This window comes from Streptomyces sp. NPDC107521 (assembly GCF_055598485.1).
The window spans coordinates 104091-118551 of sequence record NZ_JBVKAT010000018.1; the positions used below are offsets into that span (position 1 = coordinate 104091).

Here is a 14461-nt window from a genome sequence, read left to right on the forward strand (position 1 = left end):
AGCAGGGGACGACGCCCCGTACGCCGGGGCCGCCTCCCCCGGGTGCGCGGGCTCCGCCGTGCGGTCCCCCTCCCCCGTACGTCCCGCCCCCGTACCGTCCGCCGCTCCCGTGGCGTTCGCCGCCGGTGCCCGGCCCGGCTCCGCCGTCGCGCCCGCGCCGGTGCCCGGGGCACCCGCCGGGAGCATCGCAGCCGCCGGAGGCGGGGGCTCCGCACCCTGGGGCGTCGGAGCCAACGGCGTCGAGGCCGGGGGTGCCGGAGCAGAGGGGGTCGCCGGGCCGGCCCGCCGGCCCTCCGCCGGGGCCGCGCCCTTCTCCCCCGTAGGGCCGCCCGGTGTCGCCGGCCGGGGCCTGATCCCGCGCAGGGCGTCCGCGCGCAGCCAGCGGCGGTGGAGCTCCAGGACCTCGTCCGGGGTGGCCCGGCACAGACGGGCGAGGCGTTCGGCCGGGGCGAACTCGGTGGGGACGACCTCCCCCTTGACGTACCGGTGCAGCGTCGAGGCGCTCATGTGCAGCCGCTTGCCCAGGGCCCCGTAGCTGAGCCCGGAGCGCTCCTTCAGCTCCCCCAGCAGTTCCGCGAACTCGTCCCCCGCCACCGTCTCTCCCTCTCCCGCGTCCCCGTGAGGCATCCCAGAGGGATGCCGTTTCCCCAGGTCAGAGCCGTTCCCGGCGTCCCATTGTCCCGCATCTCGCGGTGCCGCCGGCGGCCGGGACGGATCCGGCGGCACGCTGGAGCCATCCAAGCAGCCGCTCCCGGTCAACGGTCGAGCGGCGCACCAGGTCACCTTCGGAAACGGGGCTCCGCCATGTCCGCACGCACCACCCGCACCCGCCTGCTCGCCGCCGCCACGGCCGCGCTGGCCGCACTCGCCCTGACGGCCTGTGAGAAGGGACCGGACACCCGTGCCGGGGACGCCCCCTCCGCGACGGTCGCGGCGAACGACCCGACGGCGGCGCCCCCGGCCCACGCGGAAACCGGCACCGGGGCCTCCGCCTCCCCCTCCGCCCCGGCGGACGGCGGCGGGACGGGACCGGCCGCCGCCGGCGCCCACGGCTCCGCCGCCCCGGGCACCGGCGGCTCCGGGACGGCCGGGGGCTCCGCCACCGGCTCCGGCGTCGGCGAGGACGGCAGGGGCGGCGGCCGGAGCGACGGACGGCGCGACGGGGAGCACGGCACGGCCACCGGCACCGGTCTGCCCGCCGACTGCTCCGCCGCCACCGTCCGGATCACCGCCACGGTGGTCTCCCGGCCGGTCAACCACCTGCTGCTGACGGCGACCGGCACCGGCGGCGCGTCCTGCATGCTCCCGCCGCACCCCGAGGCCCGGTTCGGCGGGGCCCAGGCCGTTCCGCCGGTCGTGCAGGAGAGCCAGGCGCGGGCGGTCAGGGTGCTCGACCCCGGCCGGTCCGGCTACGCCGGCGTCCGGCTCTCCTCCGGGGACGGCTCCGCCGCCAACGGCCACCGGGTGACCACCCTGACGGTGCCGTTCGACGACGGCTCCGCGGCCCGGGTCACCCTGCCCGGCGGCGGCGTCCACGTCGACGACGCCCTCGCCGTCACCTACTGGCAGCCCGGCCTGGACTCGGCGCTGGAGTACTGAAGGGGACCCGGCGCCTGCGCGGGGCGGCACGCCGCCCCGCGGCACCGGCCGCTCAGCGGAGCATGCGGGCGGCTTCGGTCGCCCAGTAGGTCAGGATGTTGCGCGCACCGGCCCGCTTGATGCCGGTGAGCGACTCCAGGACGGCCTGCTCGCGGTCGATCCAGCCCCTCTCGGCGGCGGCCTCGATCATCGCGTACTCGCCGGACACCTGGTAGGCGGCGACGGGCACGTCCACCGCCTCGGCGACCCTGGCCAGGATGTCCAGGTAGGGCCCGGCCGGCTTGACCATCACCATGTCGGCGCCCTCCTCCAGGTCGAGCGCCAGCTCCCGCATCGACTCCCGGGTGTTGGCGGGGTCCTGCTGGTAGGTCCGGCGGTCGCCGGTGAGGGAGGAGCCGACCGCCTCGCGGAAGGGCCCGAAGAAGGCGGAGGCGTACTTCGCGGTGTAGGCGAGGACGGCGACGTCCTCGCGCCCGATCTGGTCGAGGGCGTCGCGGACGACCCCGATCTGGCCGTCCATCATCCCGCTGGGCCCGACCACGTGGGCGCCCGCGTCGGCCTGCACCTGCGCCATCTCGGCGTAGCGTTCCAGGGTGGCGTCGTTGTCCACGCGCCCCTCGTCGTCGAGCACCCCGCAGTGGCCATGGTCGGTGAACTCGTCGAGGCAGAGGTCGGACATGACGAGCAGCTCGTCCCCGACCTCGGCCCGCACGTCGCGCAGGGCCACCTGGAGGATGCCGTCCGGGTCGGTGCCGACCGTGCCGAGGGCGTCCTTCCTCGACTCCTCGGGCACGCCGAACAGCATGATCCCGGAGATGCCCGCGGCGACCGCCTCGGCGGCGGCCTTCTTCAGGGAGTCCCGGGTGTGCTGCACCACACCGGGCATCGCCGCGATCGGCACCGGTTCGCTCACGCCCTCGCGGACGAACGCCGGGAGGATGAGGTCTGCGGGGTGCAGCCGGGTCTCGGCGACCATCCGACGCATGGCGGGAGTGGTCCTCAGCCGCCGGGGCCGGGTGCCGGGAAAGGATCCGTACGTCGTCATACCGCCTACGCTACGCCCGGCCCTCCCCTGCCTTTGCCGACGCCCGGTCGGACCCGTCCGCGCGCACCCCTCCCGCCCCGGCACGGCCCGCCCCGGCACGCCCGCACCCAGGCCCTCCGGCCCGGTGCCCCGCGCGCCTCCGGGCGGGCCCCGCACCCCCTCCCGGCGGGGCCCGCGCACCCTCCCGGCAGGGGCCCCGCGCCCTCCCCGGGCCCCGGGCCCCGCAGCCCCCCGGCCCCGGGGCCCGCGCGCCCCGGGTCCGGGAACCGCCCCGCCGGAGCCCTCCGCCGGGCGTCCGCTCCCCGGAGGCAGGGCGGAAGCATGTCCGGACCGGGCGCCCCCCGTTCCGCGCGGGCCGCGCGTTTGTCACGTCCGCGTGCCCGCTCCCGCCGCCCGCGAGGGCCCGCGACGGCTACCTGACCAACTCGCCCGGCACCCGTGGCGGGCACCTCCGGTGCTGCTCACCATGGCGAGGACCACGGTGGTTCCGGATGTTCACGAAGATCCCGCCGTCTCAGCCCGCCCACGCACCGGGAGACGACCAGTGACAGTGACAACAGGCGACGCGGCCCTGCTGGACCCGCGCGCACGGCCCGCCCCGCAGCAGCCGGACTGGGAGGACGACCCCGGGCTGCCGGGGGTGCGCGACGAACTCCTGCTGAGCGAGCCGCTGGTGACCGCCGACGAGGTACGGACGCTGCGGACGCTGCTCGCGGAGGTCGCCGGGGGACGCGCCCTGGTGCTCCAGGCCGGCGACTGCGCCGAGGACTTCGCGGAGTGCACCCGGGAGCACGTGGCCCGCAAGGCCGGGATGCTGGAGACCCTGGCCGGGGTGCTCGGCTCCCGCACCGGGCTGCCGGTGGTCCGGGTGGGCCGGATGGCCGGGCAGTTCGCCAAGCCCCGCTCCCGCCCCACCGAGCGGATCGACGGCGTCGAACTCCCCGTCTACCGGGGCCACATGGTCAACGAACCACAGGCCGACCCGGCCGCCCGCCGCCCCGACCCGGTGCGCCTGCTGCGCGGGTACGACGCCGCCCGGCGGGCCATGGACCACCTCCGGCACCACAACGCGCCCCGCGAGCCCCGCTCCCGGGTGTGGACGAGCCACGAGGCGCTGCTGCTGGACTACGAGATCCCCCTGACCCGCGCCGACGAGCGGGGCCGCGCGCTGCTGGCCTCCACCCACTGGCCGTGGATCGGCGAGCGCACCCGCCGCCCGGACGGCGCCCACGTCGCCCTGCTGGCCGACGTGGTGAACCCGGTGGCCTGCAAGGTGGGCCCCGGCACGGGCGTGGCCGACGTGCTGGAACTGTGCGAGCGCCTCGACCCGCACCGGCAGCCGGGACGGCTCACCCTGGTCGCGCGGATGGGCGCGGAGCTGGTCGCCGAGCGGCTGCCCGCCCTGGTGCGCGCGGTGCGGGCGGCGGGGCACCCGGCGGTCTGGCTCACCGACCCGATGCACGGCAACACCGTGAGCACCCCCGACGGGCTGAAGACCCGCCGGCTGGACGCGATCACCGCCGAGGTCCGGGCCTTCGGGGCCGCGGTGCGCTCCTCCGGCGGGGTGCCCGGCGGCCTCCACCTGGAGGCCACCCCGCACGAGGTCACCGAGTGCGACCTCGGCGCCGCCGAGACCACCGGTCCGCTGTCGTACACCACCCTGTGCGACCCCCGGCTCAATCCCGCCCAGGCCGCCGCCGTCGTCTCGGCCTGGCGTTCCTGACCAGTAGCAGGAGGTACCTGATGGAGAACCGAGTCGCCCTCGTCACCGGCGCCGCCGGAGGCATCGGCGGGACCGTGGCACGCGTCCTGGCCGAGCGGGGCGCCGTGGTCGCCGCCGTGGACCACGACCCCGAGCGGCTGGCCGAGTCCGTGGAGAAGCTGCGAGCCGACGGCCTCGACGTCCACGCCCACCCGGTCGACGTGACCGACGGCGCGGCCGTGGAACGCCTGGCCGGCACCGTCGAGGACACCCTCGGACCGGTGGACCACCTGGTCAACGCGGCCGGGGTGCTGCACCTCGGCGAGGTCTGCGACTACCGCGACGAGGACTGGCGGGCCACCTTCGGCGTCAACGTCGACGGCGTCTTCCACGTCTCCCGCGCCGTGGTCCGCCGCATGGTCGCGCGCGGCGGCGGCTCGATGGTCACCGTCTCCTCCAACGCGGCGGCCACCCCGCGCGCCTCGATGGCCGCCTACGCGGCGTCCAAGGCGGCTGCCACCATGTTCACCAAGTCCCTCGGCCTGGAGGTCGCCCGGCACGGCGTCCGCTGCAACGTGGTCGCGCCCGGCTCCACGGACACCCCGATGCTGCGCTCCATGTGGCGCGACGAGAGCGGGCGGGCCGGGACCATCGAGGGCGACCTCGGCTCCTTCCGCGCCGGCATCCCGCTCGGCCGGGTGGCGAGCACCGCCAACGTCGCGGACGCCGTCGCCTTCCTCCTCTCCGACCAGGCCTCCCACATCACCCTCCACGTGCTGACCGTCGACGGCGGCGCCTCCCTCGGCACCTGAGCACCGCACCCGCCCGAGCCCGAGGCCCGACACGGCTGAAAGGAACCCGACCCATGGCCGGCATACCGGCGATCGCGCCCTATCCGCTGCCCACCGCGGGGGAGCTGCCCGCGAACACCGCCGCCTGGACCGCCGAACCCGACCGGGCGGTACTGCTCCTGCACGACATGCAGCGCTATTTCCTCGCCCCGCTCCCCGAGGCGCTGCGCACCGAACTCGTCGCCAACGTCACGGCGTTGCGGGACCGGGCCCGCGCGGCCGGGGTCCCCGTCGCCTACACCGCGCAGCCGGGCGGGATGACGCCCGAACAGCGCGGCCTGCTCGCGGACTTCTGGGGCCCGGGCATGCGCACCGCCCCCGCCGACCGGGAGATCGTCGACGGCCTCGCCCCCGAGGACGGCGACTGGGTGTTCACCAAGTGGCGCTACAGCGCCTTCCACCGCTCCGACCTGCTCGAACGGATGCGCGCCCAGGGCCGCGACCAGCTCGTGGTGTGCGGGGTGTACGGGCACGTGGGGGTGCTGATGACCGCGGTGGACGCCTTCACCCACGACATCCGGACCTTCCTCGTCGCCGACGGCATCGCGGACTTCGGCGAGGACGAGCACCGGGCGACCCTGGACTACGCCGCCCGCCGCTGCGCCGTCGTCACCACCGCCGGGGAGGTGTTCGCATGACCCCCCAGGCGGCGCCCGGCGCCGCTCCCGGGTCCCGTCCCCTGGACCGGATCCTGACCGCCCTCGGCCGCACCGCCGAGCCGTTCGCCCTGCTCCACCGGCCCGACGCGACCGGCCCCGGGCTGCTCGACGTGCTCACCGGCCCGGTCACCCTGCCCGGCACCCTCGCGGAGCTGCCCCTGCCCGACGGCCCGCCCGCCGGCGGCGGCCCCGCCCACGACGTCCTGGCCCTGATCCCCTACCGCCAGATCACCGAGCGCGGGTACGCCGCGACCGACGACGGGGCCCCGCTGCTGGCGATGACCGTCACCGGCCAGGAGACGGTGCCCCTGCACGAGGTGCTCACCCGGGTCCCGGACGTGCCGATCCGCCTGACCGGCGGCGCCTTCGACGTCGACGACGCGTCCTACGCCGCGCTGGTGCGGCGCGTCGTCCGGGACGAGATCGGCACCGGCGAGGGCGCCAACTTCGTGCTCAAGCGCACCTTCGGCGCCGAGATCTCCGAGTACGGGCTGCCCAGCGCGCTGTCGTTCTTCCGGCGGCTGCTGACCCGCGAGTCGGGGGCGTACTGGACCTTCCTCGTCCACACCGGCGAGCGCACCTTCGTCGGGGCGACCCCCGAACGGCACATCAGCGTCCGGGACTCGGTCGCGGTGATGAACCCGATCAGCGGCACCTACCGCTACCCGGACACCGGCCCCACCCTGGACGGCGTCCTCGATTTCCTCGCCGACCGCAAGGAGGCCGACGAGCTGTACATGGTCGTGGACGAGGAACTGAAGATGATGGCCCGGATCTGCCCCGACGGCGGGCAGGTGAACGGCCCCTACCTCAAGGAGATGGCGCGGCTCGCGCACACCGAGTACTTCATCGAGGGCCGCACCGGGATGGACCCCCGGGAGATCCTGCGCGAGACGCTGTTCGCGCCGACCGTCACCGGCTCCCCGCTGGAGAGCGCGGCCCGGGTCATCCACCGCTACGAGCCCGCCGGGCGCGCCTACTACAGCGGGGTCGCCGCGCTCGTCGGCCGCGACGCCCGCGGCGGGCGCACCCTGGACTCCGCCATCCTGATCCGGACCGCCGACATCGACTCCGGCGGGCGGCTGCGGGTCTCCGTGGGCGCCACCCTGGTCCGGCACTCCGACGCGCGGTCCGAGGTCGAGGAGACCCGGGCCAAGGCGGCGGGGCTGCTGGCCGCGCTGGAGGACGACGGTCCGGAGCGGTTCGCCCAGCACCCGACGGTGCGGTCCGCGCTGGAGCTGCGCAACGCCTCCCTGGCCGGCTTCTGGCTGGCGAACGCGCCGGGCGGCGCGGGACCGGTGCGGGGGCTGGAGGGCGGGCGGGTGCTGGTCGTGGACGCGGAGGACACCTTCACGTCGATGATCGGCCGGCAGCTCCGCTCCCTCGGACTGGACGTCACCGTACGGCGGTTCGACGAGCCGTACCGCTTCGACGAGCACGACCTCGTCGTCCTCGGGCCCGGCCCCGGCGATCCGCGCGACGCCGCGCACCCGAAGATCGCCCATCTGCGCCGGGCGGTGCGGACCCTGCTCGACGAGCGGCGCCCCTTCCTCGCGGTGTGCCTGAGCCACCAGGTCCTCGCCACCACGCTGGGCTTCGACCTGGCCCGCCGGGACGTGCCCAACCAGGGCGTGCAGCGGGAGATCGACCTGTTCGGCAGCCGCAAGCTGGTCGGCTTCTACAACACCTTCGCGGCCCGCTCGGCCGCCGACCGGGTGGAGTGCGCGGGCGTCGGCACGGTCGAGGTCAGCCGCGACGCGGACACCGGCGAGGTGCACGCCCTGCGGGGACCGCACTTCGCGTCGGTGCAGTTCCACGCGGAGTCCCTGCTGACCCAGGACGGACCCCACATCATGTCCACCCTGCTCGGCACCCTCCACCCCCCACTGCCGGTGCGCTGACCGGGAACGGCCGTACGGGGCGGGCCCGCCGGAAACGGAGCAACGGGGGGCGGGCCCGCCCGGCGCACCCCACACCGCCCGCTCCCGCCACCCCGGCGGGAGCGGGCGGCAGGCACGACCGGGGCCGGCCGGCAGCGGGGGCGAGCCGGCAGCCGACGCGACCGGACGACGAGCCCGAGCGGTCGGCCGGGGCGAGCGAATGACCCGCGCGAGCGGATGGCCGACGCGAGCGGGGTGGCCGACAGGAGCGGGCGACGGAAGCGGGCGACCAGCCCGGGCGGCGGCAGGGGCCGAGCGGCGGCCGGCAGGAGCCGGAAGCGGGCCCGAGCGGCCGGCAGCCGAGGCGCCGCGGTCGGCCGGGGCGAGCGGGCGACCGGCAGAAGCCGGCAACAGGCGCGAGCGGCGGTCGGGGTCAGCCGACGGCAGGGGCGAGCGGCGACCAGCAGAAGCGGGCGGCCGGCCCGAGCGCACAGCCCGGGCAGGCAGGCGGCCGACGCGAGCGGACGACGAGCCCCAGCGGATGGCCGACGCGAGCAGGTGGCCGACGCGAGCGAATGGCGGGCTGAAGCGGGCGACGGACGCGAGCGGCCGCGGGGGCGAGCAGGCGGCCCGCGGGAGTGGGCGACGGACGCGAACGGCGGCATAGGCCGGCGGGCAGCCGACGGGAGCGGGCGACCAGCCCGAGCTGCGGCAGGCGGCAGGCGGCAGGCGGCAGGCGGCAGGCCGACAGGAACAGGCGACCGACGCGAACGGCGGCAGGCGGACGGCCGGAGCGGGCGACCAGCCCGGGCGGCGGCAGGGGCCGGCGGGCGGGTGGCCCCGCGGGCGGCAGCGGCGGCCCGGCACCGCGCCGGACGCGCCCCGGCCCGGCTCCGGCCCGGGCGCCGCGCGCCCCACGGCCCTGAGCCCGCCATGCCACTCGTGGGCACCCCGCACCCGGACCACGCACCCGTGTGGAACACAGACCGCACACGTGCGGCGCTCCGAGCCCCGTCACCCCCGCTCACCGGGACCCCCGCCCCACAACGGCCCCGCGGCGGGACCACGTCGGCCGTCCGGAACCGTCACGGGCCGCCCGGCGGAAGCGGGGACGAAGGTGGAGGCAGAGGCAGAGGCAGAGGCAGAGGCAGAGGCGGGGGCAGAGGCAGAGGCAGAGGCGGGGGCAGAGGCAGAGGCAGAGGCAGAGGCAGAGGCAGAGGCAGAGGCAGAGGCAGAGGCAGAGGCGGGGGCAGAGGCAGAGGCAGAGGCGGGGGCAGAGGCGGGGGCAGAGGCGGGGGCAGAGGCAGAGGCGGAGGCGGGACGCGGGGCGGGACCGCGTTCCGGCCCGCCGTCGCACGCGGTGAGGCCCCGGCCCCCATTCCCGGGACCGGGGCGAACGCGCGTTCCGGGCACCCCCCGACGGGGCCCGCAGTGCCCCCCGGACCCCACGGGGCCCACCGTGTACCGCCCGGGGCCCACTCCGCACCCCCTCCGGGAACGCCACGGCGGCGCCCCGGGCTCCTGGTGGAGGGCCGGAACGCCGCCGTTGGGGGCGCGCCCGTTGGGGCGGGGCGCCGACGGGCGGCGGCGGGCGCGGGGGTCCGCTCCCGCCGCCGGAGGTCATCCGCGCGGGCCGCCGGGGCGGCGCGGAGCCGAGGGGCGGTCCCGCAGCGCCCGGTCGACCAGGGCCGCCGCCGCCCCGGTGTACGCGCCCGGGTCGCACAGGTCGGCCAGGTCGGCGGGGGTGATGCCGATGCCGGGCACCTCGGCGAGCACATCGGCCAGGGGCCGCCCGGTGCGGGCCGCCTCGGCGGTGACCTCGGTCAGGAGCTGCTTGGCCGAGGCCTTGCCCAGCCGCGGGGCGAGCACCGCGGCGATCCGCTCGGAGGCGATGGCGCTGCCGGTCAGGCCGAGGTTCTCGCGCATCCGGTCGGCCCGGACCTGGAGCCCCTCGGTCAGCTCGACGGCGGTGTGCGCGGCGCCCCCGACCAGCCGGAGGCACTCGCGCAGCAGCAGCCACTCGGCGTGCCAGACGCCGGCCGACCGCTCGTCCTCCGTGGTGAGGCACTGGGTCAGCCCGGCCGCCATCACCGGCACCTGGAGCGCGGCGCTGCGCAGCAGCGTGGCCAGCACCGGGTTCCGCTTGTGCGGCATGGCGGAGGAGCCGCCGCGCCCCGCGCCGCCCGGCTCCGCGACCTCGCCGACCTCCGTGCGCACCAGCACCTGCACGTCCGCGGCGACCTTGCCGAACGCCCCGGCGGCGAAGGCCAGCGCCGCCGCGAGGTCGGCGACGGGGGTGCGCAGCGCGTGCCAGGGCAGCACGGACCGGTCCAGCCCGGTCTCGGCGGCGTAGGCGTCGACCAGCCGGTCCAGGTAGACGCCGGGGTCGACCTCGCCGGTGCCGTCGACCGCCGCGTACTCCAGGTAGCCGGCGAGCGTCCCGGCGGCGCCGCCGAGCGACACCGGCAGCCGGACGGCGTTCAGCCGCTGCTCGGCGTCGAGCAGCAGTCCGCGCCAGCCGGCCGCCTTTAACCCGAAGGTGGTCGGCACGGCGTGCAGGGCGAGGGTGCGGCCCGCCATGGCGGTGTCGCGGTGGGCCCGGGCGAGTTCGGCGCAGGCCGCGGCGGCCCGCCGCAGATCGGCGGTGATCAGCCGCCGGGCGCGGGCCGCGACCAGCATGGCGCCGGTGTCGAAGATGTCCTGGCTGGTGGAGCCCCGGTGGACGTACTCGGCGGCCATCGGGTCGACCTCCGCGACGGCCCGGCCGAAGGCCCGGACGAGCCCGACGACCGGGTTGGCGGTCTCCCGCGCGGCCAGCGCCAGCTCCCGGGGGTCCAGCCGCCCGGCGCGGGCGACCTCGCCGATCACCTCGGCGGCGCGCCGGGGCAGGGTGCCGAGCCGGGCCTGGGCGCGGGCGAGGGCCGCCTCGGCGTCCAGCATGGCCCGCAGCCAGGCGTGGTCGCCGACGGCCGCCTCCACCGGCGTCCCGGCGCGCACCGGGGACAGCAGTCCGGTGTCCGCGAGTCCGGTCCCGGCGTCCGTGGCCGGGTCCGCGGCGAGGGCGGTCACACGATCACCCCGGTCAGGTCGGTGTCCGTCGCCACCGGGTGGATGCCGGACGGCGGCTGCGCCAGCGGCGGCAGGGCCAGCGCGGCGCGGGCGATGGCGTCGGAGTCGCCGAGGGTGACGGAGTCGACGCCGGGGCGGATGCCGGCGGCGGTGACCCAGTGCACGGACTCGGTGGGGACGCCGTAGGCGAACCGGCGGGGGTGGGCGCGGCCCCGGGCGTCCAGCAGCCGGTAGGGGCGCTCGGTGACGGCGAGGCCCCCGGTCTCGTAACCGCCGCCGCCGGAGCCGGGGATGCGGTACGGCGCGGCCTGCTCGGTGATGAGCAGGTGCTGGAGCAGCGGGTCGTCGGTGCGCCGCAGGTCGGGCTCGGGCAGCCGGGCCTCGATCAGGACGTGGGCCCGCACCGGCGGCCCGGGCACCACCTCGGAGTCGGCGACGAAGGAGGACGGGGACCCGGTGTCGATCCGCACCCGGGTGCCGGGCCCGGTGACGGTGAGCACCCCGGCCTCGATCAGCGCGATCATCTCCTCGATCCGGGAGACCGGCGGCCCGATGGACAGGAAGGCGTTGAGCGGGGTGTACCAGCCCTCCAGGTCGTCGCGGTGCGAGGCGCCCTCCAGCCCGCTGTGGTCGACGGCGAGCCGGATCTCGTTGCGCAGGTCCCGCAGCACGTCCAGGGCGGCCTTCAGCGGGCCGCTGACGTTGCCCTCGCGGGCCTGGCGCACGTCCTCGCGCAGATGGCCGAGGAGCCAGTCGTGGAAGTCGTCCCGTCCGGTGAACTCGCGCTCGCCGTACGGGCGGGAGAGCTGCTGCCAGTCCCAGCGGTCGCCGGGGGCGATGCCGTAGGTGTCGAGCAGCTCCGCCTCCTCGTCCTCGGGCAGCGCGAGGTACGCCTCGACGAACCGCTCCTCCTCGGCGCCCCGGCCGCGCGAGCGCAGCAGGGTGCCGTAGTAGACGCTCTCGGCCTCCTTGCGGATCAGCGGCCAGAGGTCCTCGCCGAAGTCCAGGCGCGGGCCCCGCTCGGCGCGGGCGCGCAGGGCGGCGACGAACTCCGGCGTGAGCAGGCGGGGTTCGTGGCGGCCGGTGGCGCCCTTCTCGTTCTCGCCGCGCGAGTGGTAGGGCACCCCGCGCCGCGAGAAGGCGTAGAGCCGGGGCTCGCGGCCGGAGGGGCGGTAGGCGAGGGTGCCGTCCTCGCGGCGGGTGAAGGTGCCGCCGCGGCCGGCGGTGAACAGGGCCATGTGGTCGAAGAAGTTCAGCCCGAGCCCGCGCAGCAGCACGCCCTGTCCGGGCTCGATGCCGCTGAGGTCGAGGTCGGCGGGGTTGGCCGGGGTGATGTAGCTGAGGAAGTAGATGCGGGCGAGGCTGGCGGTGCGGGCCTCGCGCGCGGTGAGCCGGGCCGGGACGTGGCCCTGGGCGAGGACGATGGCGTCGAGGCAGTTCAGCCGGGTGCCGTCCTCCAGGCGCACGCCCTGGGGGCCGCCGGGCACGCCCTGGGTGTCGGCCATGGCGACGGCGCGGCTGCGGTGCACCCGCACGGTGACGTGGTCGGGGGCGCCGGCGACCACCTGCTGGAAGCAGTCGCGCAGGTAGCGGCCGTAGAAGGCGCGGGTGGGGTAGTCGTCGGGGCCGAGCCGGGCGGCCTCGTCGAGGGTGTCGGTGTCGTAGTCCCCGAACTGGCCGAGGACGGACAGGCTGGTGGCCCACTCGTACAGGGACGGCCCGCACTCGACGGGGCCGTCGATGGTGACCGACTCGTCGGTGTAGACGGTGATCTGGGAGGCCACCGTGTTCATCAGCAGGTGCCGGGACTGCCCGGTGCGCCAGACCGTCCCGGCGCCGGGCGCGGCCGGGTCGACGACGTGCACGACGACCTCGTCGTGCGAGCGGGCGTGGCGCTCGTTGGCGAGCAGGCGTTCCAGTACGGACAGGCCGCGGGGGCCCGCCCCGACGACGCAGATCTCGCTGCGGGTGACCGTCATGCCGCCGTCTCCTCTCCGTGCGCGCGCACGGACTCGTGGGCCGGTGCGGCTGTCGCCGCCGGTTCGCGGACGGGGTCGCCCGCGATGAGCAGCCGGGCCAGCTCCAGCCGCTTGATCTTGGTGGTCGCCGTCTGCGGCAGGTCCTCCCGCCGCCACTGCACCGGGTCGCCCAGCACGGGCAGCCCCTTCAGCGCCGCCCGCCACCGGGCCGGTTCCAGCGGCCGGTCGTCGCGGGTGCACACCACCGGCACGGGGACGCCGTCCGGGTCGGGCACGATGATCAGTTCGACCAGCTCGGGGAGCCGGGTGAGCAGCTTGTCCTCGATCTCCAGGGTGCTGTCGATGCCGGGGATGCTGTCGACCTCGCGGTCCATCAGGTGCAAGCAGCCCCAGCGGGTGCGGTAGCCGAGGTCGCCCATCCGCCACCAGCCGTCGTTGACCTGGTGCTCCCAGCGCTGCCGCTCCCCCAGGTAGGTGAGGATGCGGCCGTCGGTGCGGACCTCGATGAAGCCGGGGTTGGTCTTGCTGACCGGCTTGCCGTCGCGGCTGACCACCCGGATGCCGGTCATGCCGGGGAACGGCATCCCGACGCACCGCCCGTCGAAGGGGCGGGCGGCGGTGTAGGTGCGGGCGGCGATGGGGCCGACCTCGCTCTGGCCGTAGATCTGGGCGTAGCGCGGCTTGCGGCGGCGGGAGGCGCCGAGCATGGTGGCGACGGTCCGCGGGTGGATGGCGTCGAAGGTGCTGGAGAAGTACTTGACGTGGGCGAGCGGGCCGCGCGGGTCGTCGGCCAGCACCTCCCAGCGCAGCAGGGTGTTGGGGTGGGTCTCGATGATGCCGGGGCGGGTGCGGGTGAACAGCTCGGCCACGGCGGCCGGTTCGTCGTCGCGCAGCACGATCAGCGGGTGGCCCTGGAGCAGCGAGATGGGCATGGCCGTGAACAGCCGGGAGTGCACGAACGACATGTGCATCGCGATGGGCTCGCGCCGGCCGACGAGGGCGACGACGCCCGCCTGCGGACGGTAGCGCGCCTGGAAGGTGCGGTTGGTGTGGACGGCCAGCTTGGGGATGCCGGTGGTGCCGGAGGTGTGGGTGATGAGCACCGGGTGGTCCGGGGACATCTCCACCGGCTGGGTCCTCGGGGACCCGGCGAGGTCCGCGAGGCGGGTGGCGGCCGGGTGGTCGCCGGTGGCGAGCAGGACGCGCTCGGTGAGGTCGGTGATCTCCGCGGGCAGCCGGTGTTCGAGCTTGTCCTGGTCGGTGATCAGGTACGGCCTGTTCACGCGCCGCACCAGCTCGGCGACGGTGTCCCCGTCGAGCTTCGGCGACAGCAGGACGGCCGTGGCGCCGATGCGCGCCACCGCCAGGGCGAGCAGGGTGATGTCGAAGCCGTCGGACTTGTGGATGACCACCCGGTCCCCGGGCCGGACCCGCACCGCCCACAGCCGGGAGGCGAAGTCGTCGACGAGTCCCGCGAGTTCGGTGATGGTGGCGCGCCGGCCCAGACCGGGGGCGATGTCCAGGTCGTGGTCGAACACCACGAAGTTCGCCGGGAATCCGGCCGCCGCCCGGTCGAGGAGCGTGCCCAGCCGGATTCCGTTGTTCGCTATGCGCTGCAGAAACATCTGTCTTCCCTCCCGGGGCCGAGGACACCGTTCCGCCGGTTTCCGAAGGAGC

General features: G+C 76.4%; 9 protein-coding genes and 1 pseudogene. 5 read left to right on the plus strand and 5 right to left on the minus strand.

Annotated elements, in window-relative coordinates; all coding sequences use genetic code 11:
- Nucleotides 1–402: 402 nt before the first annotated feature.
- Nucleotides 403–627: pseudogene (locus ACZ7LB_RS24520) on the minus strand (helix-turn-helix domain-containing protein); the annotation flags it as partial.
- A gap of 177 nt (nt 628–804) precedes the next feature.
- On the opposite strand from ACZ7LB_RS24520, the gene ACZ7LB_RS24525 reads away from it, so the two are divergent.
- A complete protein-coding gene (locus ACZ7LB_RS24525; protein ID WP_471471181.1) occupies nt 805–1599 on the plus strand; it encodes a DUF4232 domain-containing protein in 795 nt (264 codons plus the stop codon).
- Nucleotides 1600–1651: 52 nt separating this feature from the next.
- Here the strand turns inward: ACZ7LB_RS24525 and hemB are convergent, their stop codons facing one another.
- Entirely contained in the window at nt 1652–2644 is a 993-nt protein-coding gene (gene hemB / locus ACZ7LB_RS24530) for a porphobilinogen synthase (RefSeq protein ID WP_471471183.1), read from the minus strand.
- Nucleotides 2645–3188: 544 nt separating this feature from the next.
- On the opposite strand from hemB, the gene ACZ7LB_RS24535 reads away from it, so the two are divergent.
- Genes ACZ7LB_RS24535 through ACZ7LB_RS24550 form a run of 4 tightly spaced genes read left to right on the plus strand, consistent with a single transcriptional unit; the run spans nt 3189 to nt 7757 of the window.
- Nucleotides 3189–4367 (plus strand): 3-deoxy-7-phosphoheptulonate synthase, encoded by a 1179-nt coding sequence (locus ACZ7LB_RS24535; RefSeq protein WP_471471185.1) that lies wholly within the window; start codon nt 3189–3191, stop codon nt 4365–4367.
- A gap of 20 nt (nt 4368–4387) precedes the next feature.
- A complete protein-coding gene (locus ACZ7LB_RS24540) occupies nt 4388–5158 on the plus strand; it encodes a 2,3-dihydro-2,3-dihydroxybenzoate dehydrogenase (protein WP_471471187.1) in 771 nt (256 codons plus the stop codon).
- A gap of 53 nt (nt 5159–5211) precedes the next feature.
- The gene (locus tag ACZ7LB_RS24545; protein WP_161227358.1) at nt 5212–5835 is read left to right on the plus strand and encodes an isochorismatase family protein; all 624 of its coding nucleotides are present in this window, start codon (nt 5212–5214) and stop codon (nt 5833–5835) included.
- Complete coding sequence (locus ACZ7LB_RS24550) at nt 5832–7757, plus strand: anthranilate synthase family protein (RefSeq protein WP_471471189.1); 1926 nt, start codon at nt 5832–5834, stop codon at nt 7755–7757. Before ACZ7LB_RS24545 ends, ACZ7LB_RS24550 begins: the two co-directional genes overlap by 4 nt.
- Before the next feature lie 1599 nt (nt 7758–9356).
- Here the strand turns inward: ACZ7LB_RS24550 and ACZ7LB_RS24555 are convergent.
- From ACZ7LB_RS24555 to ACZ7LB_RS24565, 3 genes are read right to left on the minus strand one after another with little or no spacing between them, the layout of a single operon-like run.
- A complete protein-coding gene (locus ACZ7LB_RS24555; protein ID WP_471471191.1) occupies nt 9357–10805 on the minus strand; it encodes a nitrosuccinate lyase in 1449 nt (482 codons plus the stop codon).
- A complete protein-coding gene (locus ACZ7LB_RS24560) occupies nt 10802–12784 on the minus strand; it encodes an FAD/NAD(P)-binding protein (RefSeq protein WP_471471193.1) in 1983 nt (660 codons plus the stop codon). The genes ACZ7LB_RS24555 and ACZ7LB_RS24560 overlap by 4 nt, the downstream gene beginning before the upstream one ends.
- Nucleotides 12781–14409 carry a class I adenylate-forming enzyme family protein gene (locus ACZ7LB_RS24565; protein ID WP_471471195.1) on the minus strand — a complete coding sequence of 543 codons (1629 nt, stop codon included), beginning with the start codon at nt 14407–14409 and terminating at the stop codon, nt 12781–12783. The genes ACZ7LB_RS24560 and ACZ7LB_RS24565 overlap by 4 nt, the downstream gene beginning before the upstream one ends.
- Between the last annotated feature and the right edge of the window lie 52 nt (nt 14410–14461).